Origin of the sequence: Nostoc punctiforme PCC 73102 (assembly GCF_000020025.1) — a bacterium.
Taxonomy (GTDB): Bacteria; Cyanobacteriota; Cyanobacteriia; order Cyanobacteriales; family Nostocaceae; genus Nostoc; species Nostoc punctiforme.
Genome location: NC_010628.1, coordinates 5,438,286 through 5,452,819 on the forward strand (window position 1 = coordinate 5,438,286; position 14,534 = coordinate 5,452,819).

Sequence of the window (14,534 nt, forward strand, 5' to 3'; positions counted from 1 at the left end):
AAAGTACACAAAAGTAATAGATCAAACCCGCTTTTCTTACAGCTAAATAAAGAATGCGTATAGCCTGGATTGGAAAAAAATCACCCTTTTGCGGCAATGTCACCTACAGTCGAGAAATTACAAATGCTTTGCTAGATAGGGGACATCAAGTTAGCTTTCTTCACTTCGCACAGGAAGAGTCTGAACCTGAGAATTGGCCAAATCTTCGAGAGGTTTCGCTCCCATTCATTTACAAGTCTCAGGTTTATACAATTCCTACTTTTAAAGCAACCAAAGTTTTAACCGATTCGCTGCGGGAAATCAAGCCAGATGTAGTCCACGCTTCCTTAACATTATCTCCTCTAGATTTTTTTCTACCGGAAATCTGTGAGGAACTGAGGTTGCCCCTAGTTGCAACTTTTCACACACCGTTTGCTGGCAAGGGGGCAAAGCTGATATCGGGAACACAACTTTTGGCTTATCAGCTCTACGCACCTTTTTTAGTTAACTACGATCGCGTGATTGTATTTTCCCAGATTCAGCGAGAATTATTGGCAGGGATGGGCGTAAGGGAAGAAAATATTGCTGTAATTCCCAATGGTGTTGATACCGTTAAATATTCTCCAGGATTTTCTCAAATCAAAGCCGAATTTAAAGCCGATCGCTTGTTTGTTTACCAAGGTCGAATAGCGCCAGAGAAAAATGTTGAAGCCCTGCTTCGGGCTTGGAAGCAGTCGGCAATGGGACCTGGTACGAAGTTGCTAATTGTTGGCGATGGTCCTTTAAAGTCTTCCTTAGAGCCGTTTTATGGTTCAGAATACGGCATTATCTGGTTAGGATTTGTTGCTGATGAAGACCGACGCATCGAAATTTTGCGGGGCGCAGATGTATTTGTTCTACCTTCATTGGTAGAGGGTTTGTCTCTATCTCTGTTAGAGGGAATGTCATGTGGGTTGGCTTGTTTAGCAACAGATGTGGGTGCAGATGGAGAAGTATTAGAAAAAGGTGCAGGTATAGTTATTAGTACTAAAACCGCGCGATCGCAGTTAAAAACTCTCTTGCCAGTGTTGCAAGACCATCCAGAGTTAACGACTTTACTTGGGCAAAAAGCCAGACAGCGTGTATTAGACCGCTATACCCTCAGTAAAAATATTACTCTGCTGGAAGAACTTTATAAAGAAGTTTTAGCACAGCGACCTCTACCGCTAAGTCGTAGAGCTTAGGGAAAGGGAAAAAGTGCGAATTCTCTTACCACGCAAGTCAGATTGATCAATTAATCTTTGAATTATCCCCTAAAGACCAGCCCAAACTAGTTGGCTGTTCATAAATCCGTTTTAGAGTATTTACATCTCTGGAAGAAATAGGCAACGGGTTACGAACTTGAGAAAAATATAGGGCATCAGTTTGTAGCGGACTATGACCCCAAATTCCAAGTGCATGACCAAATTCGTGGCGGGTAGCTGCAATGAGATACTCACCTGTTTGACTGGGGCTTAGCAAAATAGTGAAGCGGTGGGATAAAACTTTGTTGGTAGTGTATAACTCGTAAGTAGTTTGTGCCGATCGCGCACGAGGTTTACTACTACCAGGGGAAATTTGAAGAGGTGGCGCTTTTCGTGCGATCGTAATATCAGCAATTTCTGGCTGTTCTACTATTGTCAAAGGCAAATAATTGCTCCATTCTTTTACACCCTGCAAGACACCATTAACCCATACTTGAGCTTGTTTTTCGTTAACGGATTTTGGTGGTTCTACGTAAACTCGAATGGGAAATTGTGACCAGACTAAATAACCAACTTGGGTTGTTGTGACTTGTGAAAAGTAGTCACCACTGTTAGTGCTATCTTGCCACTGTGCGAGTGTGGGCGGTAAGGGATGGGGTTTTGGGATGGGTGAGGTGGAGAGAGAGATTACTGAGCCTGAATACACATATTTTGGTATTATTGTAAACCCATAACTCGAATGAAGATTAATAAAAATGATCGACAGCCCTGTGCCAATAAATAAGGCAAGAGCTGTAATTAACCGTTGTGAGATTAAATTTATTAGGATGTTAAGTATTTGGTGTTGGGTTTTTTTCCCCATTGACCTAGCCTTATTTAGGCAGCCAACCAGCACTTAAAACCACTGTTAAACCGAGGAAAATTACTGTCAATGCCCAAGTGATTCGATTTAAGGTGTTTTCTGCACTTTTGGTACTGCTGAATAGCTGGGCTTGTCCACCAATGGCTCCAATACCATCACCTTTGGGGCTATGTAGTAAAACTAAGATAATCAAACCAGTGGCGGAAAACGCCCAAATGCCTTGCACGATATTAGTAGCTGTCATGGTAGGAATCTCATTTATAACAATTTTTCAAAAAACAAAATTCAGAATTCAGGAGTTAGGAATTTTCAGTAAACTCCTAACTCCTGACTTAGAAGTCTCTTACAGCCCTACTTGCACAGGAGTGCGAGTGCGTTGCAGTTCATAATCTGCTGTTTTCAGCAGCGATCGCCCTGTCATTTCTGGTGGCTGAGGCAGTTGTAAAATCTCTAGAATTGTGGGGGCAATGTCGGATAGCTTACCATCGCTTCGCAGTTCGACATTTGTACCATATCCAGGGATTTTGACTTTCTCTCCTTCCACCAAGATAAAGGGGACTGGGTTAGTGGTGTGGGCTGTCCAGGGATTACCCCCATCATCCAGCATATACTCAGCGTTGCCATGATCGGCAGTAATAATTGTTGTACCGCCGGCTTTGATAACGCTTTCTAATAAGCGTCCTAAACAGCGATCAACTGTTTCAATTGCTGTAATGGTAGCGTCGATTTGACCAGTATGCCCTACCATATCTGGATTGGCATAGTTAATTACAACTAAAGAATACGTACCCTTTTGAATCGCAGCGATCGCAACATCTGTAACTGCTACTGCTGACATTGCTGGGGCATGGTCGTAAGTTGCTACCATCGGGCTGCTTACTAGTTCCCGATCTTCTCCAGCAAAAGGTTCCTCCAGACCCCCATTAAAGAAATAGGTGACGTGGGCATATTTTTCTGTTTCGGCGGTGCGGAACTGATTCAGACCATGATTGGCTATTACTTCTCCCAGAATATTACTGAGATTCTGCGGCTCAAAGGCTACAGCCACGGGTAAGTCTGAATCATACTGTGTAAACGTGACAAAAGACAGTGGTGTGATTTGCTGTCTTTCAAAACCATTAAAAGTGGGACTGACTAAAGCTTGAGTCAGTTGTCTGGAGCGATCGGGGCGGAAGTTGAAAAATATCACTCCATCCCCTGGTTCTATTGCACCTGGTGCAATTCGGATTGGGTTGACAAATTCATCTTTTACCCCTTCGGCGTAAGATGCTTGCAAGATTTCCACAGCCGTGCGATTATCACCCACACCATCTTGAGTCATCACGTCGTAGGCGCGTTTGACCCGATCCCAGCGGTGATCGCGATCCATCGCGTAGTAGCGACCGCTGAGGGTGACTATGCGCCCAATTCCTGTGCGGTCTATATAATTTTGCAGCATTGTGATTGCTCTTACACCGTCAGTTGGGGCGGTGTCACGACCATCGGTAATGGCGTGGATACAAACTTCTGGAATTTGCTGGTTTTTGGCTAAGTCAAGTAGTCCGAATAGATGGGTAATATGCGAATGTACCCCTCCCTCAGAACAAAGCCCGACTAGATGTAGCTTGCTATTCCGAGAACGAACTTCCTGGCAAATTTTGACAAGTGCTGGGTTTAAGGCAATAGAACCGTCTTCAACCGCATCGGAGATGCGTACAAGTTCTTGCGGTACCACTCGCCCAGCACCAATGTTCAAATGACCAACTTCCGAGTTGCCCATTTGACCCTCTGGCAACCCTACGGCTTTTCCTGATGTGCGGATGAGGGTGTGCGGGTAAGCTGCCCATAAACTGTCCACAATGGGAGTTTTAGCAGCAACAATAGCGTTTCCTCGCTTTTCCTCGCAGTAGCCCCATCCGTCTAAAATGACTAGCACCACAGGAGCAACAGGTGCTTTGGTCATAGTAAAATTGCCCTTTACTTTTTGTAATACCCGAATGATACCATTGCTAATCCACGCCGCAAGTGAATTTTTGCTTATGAACTTCTTTTATCAAAGACTTGCAGCTTTTTGAAATATTTTTTAAATTTTAGTAATTTTCCTGTGCTGTTTTTGAACGCTAATAAGCAATGATTACTTAGTAGTAGCGTTTTAGTACTACTACTAAGGTAGTATCTAATCCCCTATTTCCTTTTGGTGGAAGCTTTTGCAGCTTTCTTAGCAGCTTTTTCGGCAGCGATCGCAGCTAACTTTGCTTGTTCTTTTTCTTCGGCAATTTTCTGGAGATAGTAATGATAGTCTCCTAAGTAAACGCGGAATTCACCATCACGAATTTCGACGATTTTATTAGCTACTTGAGAAATAAAGTAGCGATCGTGAGAAACTACAATTGCCGTCCCATCATAATTTTTGAGCGCTTCTTCCAGCATTTCTTTCGCTGGAATATCTAGGTGGTTTGTCGGCTCATCTAAAATTAGTAAGTTCGCGGGACGTAAGAGCATTTTTGCCAACGCCAAACGAGCTTTTTCTCCTCCACTTAATGCCCCAACTGCCTTAAATACAGTATCACCAGTGAATAAGAAGCGTCCCAAAAGCGTGCGGACTTCTTGATTATCCCAGTCTGGAACTTCATCATGGATAGTTTCCATGACAGTTTTCTTCAAGTCCAAGGCTTCAGCTTGATTTTGCTCAAAGTAACCAGGAATAACGTTGTGATCCCCTAGTTGAACGCTACCTTCCGTGGGTGGTTCCATGCCCATAATTACGCGCAGAAGGGTAGATTTTCCAGCACCGTTGGGTCCAAGAAAAGCAATGCGATCGCCTCTTTCAATTAGCAGATTTGCTGCCAAAAACAGGATTTTATCACCATAAAGATGAGTTAAATCTTTAATGTCCACTACCTCGCGTCCACTGCGGGGTGCAGGCGGAAAACGGAAGTGTAGAGTTCTTACCCCAGCGATAGGTGCTTCAATGCGCTCAATTTTGTCGAGTTGCTTTTCCCGGCTTTTTGCCTGGGTACTGCGGGTAGCACTAGCGCGGAATCTATCAACAAAGGTTTGCTGTTTCTCTAATTCTTTCTGTTGGCGTTCGTAAGCACTCAGTTGTGCTGATTGACTTTCGGCTTTTTGTTCCAAATATGCTGAGTAGTTACCAAGGTAGGTACTGGAAACACCACGTTCAGTTTCCACAATTTGGGTACAGAGGCGGTCAAGGAACTCCCGGTCATGGGAGACTATTACCATCGGCGTAATTAGCCCTCTGAGGTAATTTTCCAACCACTCAATGGTTTCTAAATCTAGGTGGTTAGTCGGTTCATCCAGCAGCAACAAGTCGGGTTTTTGCAGGAGAATTTTACCTAAACTCATCCGCATTTGCCAACCACCACTGAAGGCACTGACGAGGCGATCGCCATCTTCTAGCCCAAACCCCATCTCTGGTAAAATTTTCCCGATGCGTGCATCTAAGTTGTAGCCATCCAAGGCTTCAAATTTGCGCTGCAAGCGATCCAACTTGTCGATCAGTCGATCCAGTTCCTCTGGGCTAGCCGTTTCCATTTCTTGTGGGATGTGCGCCAGAGATAACTGTACTTCGTTGGCTTCTTTAAAGACAGTCCAAAATTCTTCTCTAACGGTGCGGGTGGGGTCTACTTCAAACTCTTGGTTGAGGTAGGCTATATGTAAGCTATTAGGACGGATAATTTCGCCTGCGGTGGGTTCCATTTCCCCAGAAATGATCTTTAACTGGGTAGATTTGCCAGCACCGTTGACACCGACTAAGCCAATGCGATCGCCTGGTTTAACTTCCCAGTTGATATCTTTGAGAACTTCGCCTGTGGGATAAATTTTACTTATATGTTCTAGTCGCAGCATTAAGTTTCTCTCAGGTAGGGAGTGGGTGGTTGAGGACGAAGTACTAACACCGCCTCTAATATTAACAAAAATTAACTATAAATTCGTCGTGATCAAGTTTGGAAGCCGCAAACCAAATTTGGCTTGAGCCACGGATAAAATTTACCACATCTATCTCAAGGCTGACTTTGTGCTACTTGTCTAACTTCTTCGACACTGAAATCAAATGCCTCAGCCACTTGTTCCACTGTCACCCCAAATTTCAACAAAGTGGGTATTAATTTTAATTTGGCTCTACGCTCCCCTATTTGGATGCCATCATGATAGAGTTTCGCATTTTGAACTTGGTTTATAGTTAAACCGAATCCCTCCGCAACCTGCTCAATAGTTAACGCTAAATCTAATAAACGAGGTACTGATTGCCGTAAACCTTCCAAACGCCCTTCTTCAAATGCTTCTTGATAAATTTTTGTATCTTTGAAACTCATAGTTCCTATATTGTAGTCCACCAATTCCTCTACTCCTTGATCATAAGAATCCTACTGCTCGGCTTGTCTGACTTGTTCGACACTCAAATCTAGCGCCTGTGCTACTTGTTCTACAGTCAACCCGGCTGCCAACATTGCTGGTACTGCTCTGAGTTTACCTTGTTCAATGCCTTGAACCTTACCTTGTTCAATGCCTTGTTCAACACCCTCCTGAAAGGCTTCCTGATAAAATCTGGTTTGCTTTAACTCGCTTAAGCCAAACATTTGCTGCATCTCCTCCCTACTCATTGTGGGAAACTTATAAGCCAAAATAGTCTCTATAAATTGTAATAATTGCTGCTGTTTTGGTGGTGAATTTATCTCAGACTTCGTTCTATCTATCAACTCCCTTGCTTGGACAATTGCGATATCGTCGGTTGCAATTACTAATTTAGCAGTTGCAATGCCAATTGGAAGCGATGCACCTTCACCTAATTCATCCAAATAAATGCGTTTGACGCGCCCACTTGTGAAAAACTCACGGTAATGTTTGATATTGCCTGTATCTACATTCCTGTTTGGGTATAAAACCACAGCACCCCAGTCATTCGATGGTTGATTTTGACGGAGGTATAAACATATTTCTGCAATTAGCCGTGAATAAATTTCCCCATCAGCTTGAAATTGCACTTCAACAAAGTAAATCTGGTTTTCGCTTCCTTGCGTAGGCAGAAACACACCATCGATTCTGAAGGCTGTTTGTTTGATTTCAACTGATGAAAATTGATAAAGACTAGCTTCTTCTGGAGGATTACCAATAAGTTCAAAGAAGATATCAGGAAATTCTTGAAACAGCCGATAAAAGATGATGTCTGTTTTCACAATTTTATATGATTTTAAAATCTTGATTTGCTGTTCATAATATTACTTTATTATTCAGAACCATCTCGCACTTTCAGCAATTGCTCTTTTGCCATCCCTAATATACGTGATAAGGGAGATAACAAACTATCATCAAATGTTTCTCCAGCATAAATATTATTCAGTTCAGTCGGAGATAATTTAAAGGTATCGCAGAACTTAGCAAACTCTTGGTTACTCAAGTCAAGCTCTTTTTGCCTATCCTGAAGTAAAACTGCGATCGCTCTAGTTCCATGCTTCGGCCGCTCACTAGTTTTCACATATTTTTCCATTAAATAATTGACTTTTCTGGTATCGCCACCGACTTTTTTAATTAAATCAGTACAAGCCATTTTTAGAGCTTTCTTTAAAACTTCCTCTTCATTTAAAGTTTTAATAATTTCACTGGCATATTCTGGTTTAAAAAATCCCACCAAATTACCTTGATGATAAACTGGTATATAAGGATTATTCGTTTCAAGTTGCCAATCTAAAGGCTCATTGCGTAGAGACATAGCTGCACCCCTAAATATTTTAAGATTGCACCATTTTAAAACCATTTATTGTTTAACTGCCAGTAAAATACCCTATCACTGGCGATTAGAAATCGCAGCTATACAGACAAAACCCACCTCCGTGGGTTTCAACTTACTGGAGTCCACGCAGACGGACTTAGTTTGTGTAGCCATTACGTATTTCTACCAGAACCTCTAACTCAGCCAAAATTAGCGATCGCCAAGTGAATCAATGCGATTCTACTACTCACACGCCTAGTTTTGTGATTTGTATTCTTCAAAAATTATCACAGTAGGTTCTAGGTATCGATCTAATAGAGGACGATCGGATATATCAGGTAATACTAATTCGACTGCCATAGTGGTTTCCATTACTCAACCACGATCTTCTCCATCTTTAAAAGCTGCGATAGAACCCCATAATAGAAATATTATTAATTACTTATCAAATCGCAGATGAAGAATATCTCCTATAACGCCAATTATATCTGGTTTAATACCAAAGAAAGATGGTTTAACTTCTACATATTTGTTTAACCAATACCATGAGGTTTTCCATTCTTGCTTATCTACAAAATTATTGGTAGTACTACTATTAATAGATGATGAAAGTTGTCTCATGAAATTAACAAGGGCATCTTTACCACTATTGTCTACTTTTTCAAGGAAATCTGCTGAAAATATAACTAAATTAATATCTTCAGCATTTATTTTTTTGCTAGAAGATTCATCAATTTCTGAAGGTAAACGATTACATAATACTAATGCTGGTAATCTGGTATCTTTAAGTCTAGGCTGTCCTGTTTTGGGAGCTATTTCTCCTAATTTACTGTCTATTACACTATTATAAAAGGACAAGTTATCATGCCCTTTTACAGCCAAATCTTTTAGACCAATATTTGTGGCAAAAGTATCATAATGCTTTAAAAGTTTTTTTGATAATTCACCATTCCAGTCATCCATTAAGAAAAAGATATAGCTATTAAAACCATTGCTAGAAACTGTAGTTATATTTGCTGCTTTAAAACCCATAACACCTACTCCTATTTTTTTAATTTGATTTGATTTTCTATTTGTTGAGTCAAATTTGAGAGTTAATAATATTATTTTTTTCGAGTTATTTTAACCGATTCAAATACTTTGATTGTCTCTTTAAAAATACCTGTCCTGGGGAATGACTATGGTACTCTTTATTTTTTATTTATAAACACCCTCTTAGAGAATTGGTATAACTAACTTGAAGTAAAACTTGTAAGTATATAATTTTTTTCACCTCGTTCTACTTAAGGTATCTCCAAATAACAAATGGGCTTCATAAAAATGGTAGTAATTATCCTTCCCAGTCTTGACAAGTATCGCACAAAAAATTGTCTGCGATCGCATCATCAAATAAATAAGGGCAAAGCTCTGGAAAAGTTCGTAATGGTAAGTTAGTTTCTCGTAGCGCCAAATCCACTCCCGCTTCAAAGCCATCTAACAAGGCTTCTTCTATTCGAGACTTTAAGCTAGGGTTCTGCCGCAAATGCCTATTGATGGCGCGGCGCTGTTCTCGAATTGTTAAAAACCAACTGCGACAACGTTGTTCGGGTTGATACTCCCACTTCAAGAGATGACCGAGTAATACACTCAGACGACTCACGAGTTCCCGATACTCCTGTCTCCCCAAAGCTTGAATTTCCTCTTGCAGGTGTTGCCAGTCTAGTTCCATAACTAGCCTCTGCTCTAACGCTTTAGCCTGCTGCTGTGTCCAGCCATAGAAATCTTGGTCATACAAAAAAGGTTTGTCCATAGATTTGAACCTTGACAACAAGAAACCACGAGCTAGTTAAAAAACTTAATTACGAATTACGAATTACGAATTATTTTAATATTCAACTTGCTTTTGCTTCATCCCCAGATGCTTCAGCCACAGCCGCCAATCTATCTGCCGCAGCTTGGACAATTTGAGCCACTTGAGCCAAAGGCATGTGCTGGATTTGTCTAAGAATCAGACTCAAATCTGAGGTTTCTGGAATTGGCTTGCCATCTATGCAGCTGATTAACTCTTCCATTGTGTAGCCTGCTTTCGATGCGATTCGAGCCAAATTTTCTGTATCTGGAACCTTCACACCTTTTTCCCACATCTGAACAGCAGTAGCAGATACCCCCAAAAGCTTACCAAATGCTCGCTGACTCATTGAACCGCGAGCTAGTTTAATGATTTCAATCAGTTTTTGTTTGCTTTCGATCTTCACTGCTTATATAGCTAGCCAACTTTATTTACAAGTCTACTTTCAATATTACAAGTTTACTTTTATATTGACAGCGTTGTGTTTTAGTACTAGACTATATCTCTGGTTGTAAATCTGCAACTACAGGCATCAAGCTAGTAGAATAACCCATCTATCTTTAACCAACCCAAAAAACTTAGTTTGCTACGGCGCTTCAGCTAGTAGCTAGACTTTGCTGCGAAGAAATAATATCGAAGGTGCATCATGTTTCGCAAGCCACGCAAAATTAACCAATATCGCCGCAAAGGTAAAAACCTTATAGCCACTAATAAAATTAAACCAGAACAGTGGAACATTTCTGACACAGAAACCAAAGAAGCTTTAAAAGTTAAAGGCTACGATGTTAAGCAAATCAGAAAAATCCACCTTCTGAAGCATCAAGTGTGTATTTCCTACTGGGATGCAAAAGGCAATATATGCAGCAGTTTTTTTAGCTACCGGATTTTTGCACGTTGGCAAGAAGAAGTGGAAAAGCTAATTTATACCTGTGAAACTCTGAAGGAATGGGCAAAGTTAAATTACCTTATGAAGTACGAATTTGCCTATTACCATTATCCCAGTGAAATAGAAGATATACTCCACGCGATATTAGAAAACCACCTGTCTGTGTTAAAAGCAACAGTACAACAAGTGGTTTTACAGGATATTTAACAACAGAAATTAGTTAGCGGCAGAAGTCGCTAACTCCGCCAGACGTTCCTGTTGGTCTAGAGATATACAAGACTGGATAAGTGTCTCTAAATCACCATCCAAAACAGGGGTAAGGGAATAATTCTGACCTAACCGATGATCGGTAGCGCGGTTATCTTTATAATTATAGGTGCGAATTTTTTCCGATCGCGATCCAGTACCAACCTGCGATCGCCGCATCGAAGTTACAGCTGCTTGTTGTTCGCCTAACTTGATGTCATACAACTTTGCCCGCAGAATTTGCATCGCCCGTTCTTTGTTTTGCAACTGGCTGCGTTCTTCTGTACAGAAAATGCGTATTCCTGTCGGTTTGTGCATTAAGTCAACGGCTGTTTCCACCTTGTTGACATTTTGTCCACCAGCACCACCAGAACGGGCTGTAGTCATTTCAATATCTTTCGGGTCAATATGAATTTCCACATCATCGACCTCTGGCATAATCGCCACCGTAGCTGTGGAAGTATGAACCCGTCCCCCAGATTCAGTTGCCGGCACGCGCTGCACACGATGCACTCCAGCTTCAAACTTTAGCTGGCTATAAACGTCATTACCTTTAATTTCGAGAATGACTTCTTTCCAGCCGCCCATTTCTCCACGAGATTCGCTCACTAGAGAAACTTTCCAACCTTGAGTCTGGGCATAGCGGGTGTACATCTGCATCAAATCGCCAGCCCAAATACTTGCTTCATCGCCACCAGTACCAGCGCGAATTTCCAACATGATATTCTTTTCATCATTGGGGTCGCGTGGTAGCAGCAAGACTTTCAAGCGAGACTCTAAATGTTCTATTTTTTCTTCAAGTTCTTTTACTTCCAGTGATGCCATTTCTTGCAACTCTGGGTCGCTCGCAGATTCTTTATAAACCTCACGCGCTCCGATCAAGTCTTCTTGGGCTGTTTTCCAAATTTCATAAGTATTAACTACCTCTTCCAAAGAAGAACGAGACTTAGCAATTTCTTGATACTCATCAGGATTGCTAGCGGTATCGGGGTCGCCTAGACGACGTGTTAATTCATTAAAAGTTTGTTCAACGGATTTTAGTTTATCCAGTAAGTATGATTCAGCCATGACGAGTGCGATCGCTCCTTAAAAAAATAACAAATTGGCTCGAGCATATAAATGACAATCGACCCAGCTGATGCAGGGCCGTCGTTAACAGCAGAGCCAACCCGCTACTTTTTGGTTTGTTCGTCGCCAGATGTTTGAGTGCTGCTCATACCGTACTTGCGGAGGAAGCGCTCTACTCGACCCTCAGTGTCAATAATCTTCTGAGTACCGGTGTAAAAGGGGTGATTTCCAGACCAAACGTCTACATGCAATTCTGGCTTGGTAGAGCCAATGGTCATAACAACTTGACCGTTGCAGTAAACTTTAGCATCTGGATACCACTTGGGGTGAATATCAGCTTTAGCCATTGTTCTTTTTGTGATGAATCTATATAAATTATAACTTTCAGCGTTCAATTGCAGCTAGGGAGTGGAGACTGGGAAAGATGCCCCATGCCCCCATACCCAATGTCTTATCGCTTAGAGTACTGAGGCGCTTTCCGAGCTTTATGTAAACCATATTTCTTCCGCTCTTTTGCTCTCGGATCGCGAGTCAAATAACCTTCGGTTTTCAAAGGTGGGCGGTTGTCTGGATCGAGTTGGCACAAAGCACGAGCAACTCCTAAACGAACAGAATCAGCCTGTCCGGTCAAACCGCCGCCTTCTGCTTTTACCAAAATGTCATATTCGTTTTCTAGTCCCAGAGTTTCCAGGGGTGCTTTAATTACTCCCAGGTAGTTGGGGTTAAATTGGAAATACAAGTTTCCATCTTTACCGTTCACAGTCAGTTGGCCGGTGCCTGGAACCAAGCGTACCCTTGCTACTGCATTCTTACGACGGCCAGTGCCCCAGTATACGGCGCGACCGCTATTGGCATCTGCTACTACCATTAATTTTCTTCTCCAGGAATTGTACTAACTTTTAGTTCTTTAGGTTTTTGAGCATCATGTGGATGCGTAGGCCCAGCGTAAACTTTCAGCTTGGTGAACAACTGCTTACCCAGGCTATTTTTAGGTAGCATACCTTTAACAGCTTGTTCTAAGATCCGCTCTGGTATACGGTCTTGCAGTTTCGCGAAAGTTTCCGTTTTCATCCCACCGGGACGACCAGAATGGCGGCGGTAAAGCTTTTGAGTGCGCTTTTTGCCTGTAACTGCTACTTTCTCGGCATTGATGACGATTACGAAGTCACCTGTATCTAGGTGGGGTGTATATTCGGGTTTCTTTTTGCCTCTCAATACCTGAGCGATTTCGCTGGCGAGGCGACCGAGGCGTTTATCGGTGGCATCTACTATGTACCACTCACGCTCAAGTGTTGCTTGAGAAGGAAGGTATGTTTTAACTGTTGTCATTTGTCATTTGTCCTTTGTCATTTTTAATTTGTCATTAGTCATTTGTCTTTTGTCATTTGTAGTTACTAAAAACCAATGACTAATGACTCTTGACTAGTGACGAACTTTGGCAAGGTGTCGTACCAAATCTCTTTTGGAAAAGGGAAATCGGGATAGCCGACTCGCAACAAGCACAAACCTTGAGGCGGTGCGGCATATTTCACTTCTTCTCGGCGTTGTTCTTTCCAGAGTTCGGTGAAGCTAGAAAGTGTTCGTTGTCCAGAACCTACTTCTACCAGCATCCCTACCAACAGCCGTACCATGCCATACAAAAATCCATCTGCCTGTATTTCAATATGGATAAATGGCCCACTGCGACGACACTCTACTGCTTGCACCTCTACCCAGGAATGGGATCGCTTTGAGCCTGCACGGTGAAAAGCAGCTAAGTGATGCTTTCCCAAGAGAGGTTTCAAGGCAGCTTGGATTAAAGATTCATCCAGGGGTGCATAATAATAATGCCAACTGAAGGGTCTTACAAACAAGTTAAGCCGATCTTCAGTATATATTGTGTAGCGATACCGTCGATAGGCTGCACTAAAGCGAGCGTGCCAACGGTTATCGACACTAGCTGAAGCCCTGATTAATATATCTGGCGGCAGGTAGCTGTTGAGGATTGTTGCCCACTTGTGAGGCGGAATTAAACCTGTTGCTTCAAAATGGGCTACTTGAGCAGCAGCGTGAACTCCAGAATCGGTTCGCCCAGCACCGTGTAATGTTACATGATGCCCAAGAATAGTAGCGATCGCTGTTTCGATCTCTTCTTGGACTGTCCGGTGTTGTTTTTGCCTTTGCCAGCCATGAAAATGAGTGCCCAGGTATTGGATTACCAAGGCTACTCGATGAGTTTGTGTAGGCTGGTGGCTTTCTAACATACAGATTTTGTCCTTTGTCATTTGTTTTTTGTCATTTGTCCTTTGTCAGTTGTCCTTTGTTATTCACTAATGACCAATGACTAATGACTAATGACCAATAACCAATGACTAAATGACTTAAACCAATTCAATTATTGCCATTTTTGCATTATCGCCCCGACGCGGTACGGTATGCAGAATGCGGGTATAACCGCCCTGGCGATCGCCATATCGAGTTGGAACTTGCTCAAATAGAGCGTGAACCAATTGTTTGTCGAAGATATAGCCAAGGGCTTCGCGGCGTGCTGCCAAGGAGCCATTTTTGGCTAGGGTAATCATTTTTTCCACTTCACTTCTTAGAACTTTCGCTCTAATTAAAGTGGTGGTGATCTTACCATGACGGATCAGCTCGGTGGTGAGCGATCGCAGTAAAGCACGGCGTTGATCGGCTGGTTTACTGAGTTTTTTGACGCGACAACGGTGACGCATAATTATCCACTATGAATTATG

The 14,534-nt window shown here is 42.2% G+C and carries 18 protein-coding genes; 2 read left to right on the top strand and 16 right to left on the bottom strand.

Translation table 11 applies throughout. The features are described from left to right. Window positions 1–53: 53 nt before the first annotated feature. Window positions 54–1,202, top strand: coding sequence for a glycosyltransferase family 4 protein (locus tag NPUN_RS21955; RefSeq protein WP_012410684.1), 1,149 nt, complete (start codon window positions 54–56; stop codon window positions 1,200–1,202). A 46-nt stretch (window positions 1,203–1,248) separates the two neighbouring features. Here NPUN_RS21955 and NPUN_RS21960 read toward each other — a convergent pair whose 3' ends face one another. The 10 genes from NPUN_RS21960 to NPUN_RS22005 all read right to left on the bottom strand — a co-directional run bounded on the left by NPUN_RS21960 (window position 1,249) and on the right by NPUN_RS22005 (window position 10,008). Beyond that, window positions 1,249–2,064 carry a peptidase gene (locus tag NPUN_RS21960; protein ID WP_012410685.1) on the bottom strand — a complete coding sequence of 272 codons (816 nt, stop codon included), beginning with the start codon at window positions 2,062–2,064 and terminating at the stop codon, window positions 1,249–1,251. Window positions 2,065–2,074: 10 nt separating this feature from the next. After that, on the bottom strand, window positions 2,075–2,308 hold the full coding sequence (secG, locus tag NPUN_RS21965) for a preprotein translocase subunit SecG (protein ID WP_012410686.1): 234 nt from the start codon (window positions 2,306–2,308) through the stop codon (window positions 2,075–2,077). Between the two features lie 99 nt (window positions 2,309–2,407). Beyond that, on the bottom strand, window positions 2,408–4,006 hold the full coding sequence (gpmI, locus tag NPUN_RS21970) for a 2,3-bisphosphoglycerate-independent phosphoglycerate mutase (RefSeq protein WP_012410687.1): 1,599 nt from the start codon (window positions 4,004–4,006) through the stop codon (window positions 2,408–2,410). 221 nt (window positions 4,007–4,227) lie between these two features. Beyond that, window positions 4,228–5,913: an ABC-F family ATP-binding cassette domain-containing protein gene (locus NPUN_RS21975; protein ID WP_012410688.1), complete on the bottom strand. Its 1,686-nt coding sequence runs from the start codon at window positions 5,911–5,913 to the stop codon at window positions 4,228–4,230. Window positions 5,914–6,068: 155 nt separating this feature from the next. Next, entirely contained in the window at window positions 6,069–6,401 is a 333-nt protein-coding gene (locus tag NPUN_RS43540) for an RpnC/YadD family protein (RefSeq protein ID WP_012410689.1), read from the bottom strand. 30 nt (window positions 6,402–6,431) lie between these two features. Continuing rightward, entirely contained in the window at window positions 6,432–7,241 is an 810-nt protein-coding gene (locus tag NPUN_RS21985; RefSeq protein WP_012410690.1) for an Rpn family recombination-promoting nuclease/putative transposase, read from the bottom strand. 50 nt (window positions 7,242–7,291) lie between these two features. After that, window positions 7,292–7,774, bottom strand: coding sequence for a hypothetical protein (locus NPUN_RS21990; RefSeq protein ID WP_012410691.1), 483 nt, complete (start codon window positions 7,772–7,774; stop codon window positions 7,292–7,294). A 438-nt stretch (window positions 7,775–8,212) separates the two neighbouring features. After that, complete coding sequence (locus NPUN_RS21995; RefSeq protein WP_012410692.1) at window positions 8,213–8,806, bottom strand: hypothetical protein; 594 nt, start codon at window positions 8,804–8,806, stop codon at window positions 8,213–8,215. Window positions 8,807–9,104: 298 nt separating this feature from the next. Next, window positions 9,105–9,563: a DUF29 domain-containing protein gene (locus tag NPUN_RS22000; protein WP_012410693.1), complete on the bottom strand. Its 459-nt coding sequence runs from the start codon at window positions 9,561–9,563 to the stop codon at window positions 9,105–9,107. Window positions 9,564–9,645: 82 nt separating this feature from the next. Further along, window positions 9,646–10,008, bottom strand: coding sequence for a helix-turn-helix domain-containing protein (locus NPUN_RS22005; RefSeq protein ID WP_012410694.1), 363 nt, complete (start codon window positions 10,006–10,008; stop codon window positions 9,646–9,648). A gap of 240 nt (window positions 10,009–10,248) precedes the next feature. Here NPUN_RS22005 and NPUN_RS22010 point away from each other — a divergent pair, with 240 nt between their 5' ends. Continuing rightward, window positions 10,249–10,695 carry a hypothetical protein gene (locus NPUN_RS22010; RefSeq protein ID WP_012410695.1) on the top strand — a complete coding sequence of 149 codons (447 nt, stop codon included), beginning with the start codon at window positions 10,249–10,251 and terminating at the stop codon, window positions 10,693–10,695. Window positions 10,696–10,704: 9 nt separating this feature from the next. On the opposite strand, the gene prfA is transcribed toward NPUN_RS22010, so the two are convergent. The 6 genes from prfA to rplQ all read right to left on the bottom strand — a co-directional run bounded on the left by prfA (window position 10,705) and on the right by rplQ (window position 14,513). Next, entirely contained in the window at window positions 10,705–11,802 is a 1,098-nt protein-coding gene (gene prfA / locus NPUN_RS22015) for a peptide chain release factor 1 (RefSeq protein ID WP_012410696.1), read from the bottom strand. Window positions 11,803–11,906: 104 nt separating this feature from the next. Further along, a complete protein-coding gene (rpmE, locus tag NPUN_RS22020) occupies window positions 11,907–12,149 on the bottom strand; it encodes a 50S ribosomal protein L31 (protein ID WP_012410697.1) in 243 nt (80 codons plus the stop codon). A 104-nt stretch (window positions 12,150–12,253) separates the two neighbouring features. Then, window positions 12,254–12,670, bottom strand: coding sequence for a 30S ribosomal protein S9 (gene rpsI, locus NPUN_RS22025; RefSeq protein WP_012410698.1), 417 nt, complete (start codon window positions 12,668–12,670; stop codon window positions 12,254–12,256). Continuing rightward, a complete protein-coding gene (gene rplM, locus NPUN_RS22030; protein WP_012410699.1) occupies window positions 12,670–13,131 on the bottom strand; it encodes a 50S ribosomal protein L13 in 462 nt (153 codons plus the stop codon). The genes rpsI and rplM overlap by 1 nt, the downstream gene beginning before the upstream one ends. A gap of 65 nt (window positions 13,132–13,196) precedes the next feature. Continuing rightward, window positions 13,197–14,045, bottom strand: coding sequence for a tRNA pseudouridine(38-40) synthase TruA (gene truA / locus NPUN_RS22035; protein WP_012410700.1), 849 nt, complete (start codon window positions 14,043–14,045; stop codon window positions 13,197–13,199). A gap of 117 nt (window positions 14,046–14,162) precedes the next feature. After that, window positions 14,163–14,513: a 50S ribosomal protein L17 gene (rplQ, locus tag NPUN_RS22040; RefSeq protein WP_012410701.1), complete on the bottom strand. Its 351-nt coding sequence runs from the start codon at window positions 14,511–14,513 to the stop codon at window positions 14,163–14,165. Window positions 14,514–14,534 lie beyond the last annotated feature (21 nt).

What these genes read in the sequence shown, in the direction of transcription:
- NPUN_RS21955 (WP_012410684.1), top strand. Translation starts at nt 54, where the DNA reads ATGCGTATAGCCTGGATTGGAAAAAAATCACCCTTTTGCGGCAATGTC.
- NPUN_RS21960 (WP_012410685.1), bottom strand. Translation starts at nt 2,064, where the DNA reads ATGGGGAAAAAAACCCAACACCAAATACTTAACATCCTAATAAATTTA.
- secG (WP_012410686.1), bottom strand. Translation starts at nt 2,308, where the DNA reads ATGACAGCTACTAATATCGTGCAAGGCATTTGGGCGTTTTCCGCCACT.
- gpmI (WP_012410687.1), bottom strand. Translation starts at nt 4,006, where the DNA reads ATGACCAAAGCACCTGTTGCTCCTGTGGTGCTAGTCATTTTAGACGGA.
- NPUN_RS21975 (WP_012410688.1), bottom strand. Translation starts at nt 5,913, where the DNA reads ATGCTGCGACTAGAACATATAAGTAAAATTTATCCCACAGGCGAAGTT.
- NPUN_RS21990 (WP_012410691.1), bottom strand. Translation starts at nt 7,774, where the DNA reads ATGTCTCTACGCAATGAGCCTTTAGATTGGCAACTTGAAACGAATAAT.
- NPUN_RS21995 (WP_012410692.1), bottom strand. Translation starts at nt 8,806, where the DNA reads ATGGGTTTTAAAGCAGCAAATATAACTACAGTTTCTAGCAATGGTTTT.
- NPUN_RS22000 (WP_012410693.1), bottom strand. Translation starts at nt 9,563, where the DNA reads ATGGACAAACCTTTTTTGTATGACCAAGATTTCTATGGCTGGACACAG.
- NPUN_RS22010 (WP_012410695.1), top strand. Translation starts at nt 10,249, where the DNA reads ATGTTTCGCAAGCCACGCAAAATTAACCAATATCGCCGCAAAGGTAAA.
- prfA (WP_012410696.1), bottom strand. Translation starts at nt 11,802, where the DNA reads ATGGCTGAATCATACTTACTGGATAAACTAAAATCCGTTGAACAAACT.
- rpmE (WP_012410697.1), bottom strand. Translation starts at nt 12,149, where the DNA reads ATGGCTAAAGCTGATATTCACCCCAAGTGGTATCCAGATGCTAAAGTT.
- rpsI (WP_012410698.1), bottom strand. Translation starts at nt 12,670, where the DNA reads ATGGTAGTAGCAGATGCCAATAGCGGTCGCGCCGTATACTGGGGCACT.
- rplM (WP_012410699.1), bottom strand. Translation starts at nt 13,131, where the DNA reads ATGACAACAGTTAAAACATACCTTCCTTCTCAAGCAACACTTGAGCGT.
- truA (WP_012410700.1), bottom strand. Translation starts at nt 14,045, where the DNA reads ATGTTAGAAAGCCACCAGCCTACACAAACTCATCGAGTAGCCTTGGTA.
- rplQ (WP_012410701.1), bottom strand. Translation starts at nt 14,513, where the DNA reads ATGCGTCACCGTTGTCGCGTCAAAAAACTCAGTAAACCAGCCGATCAA.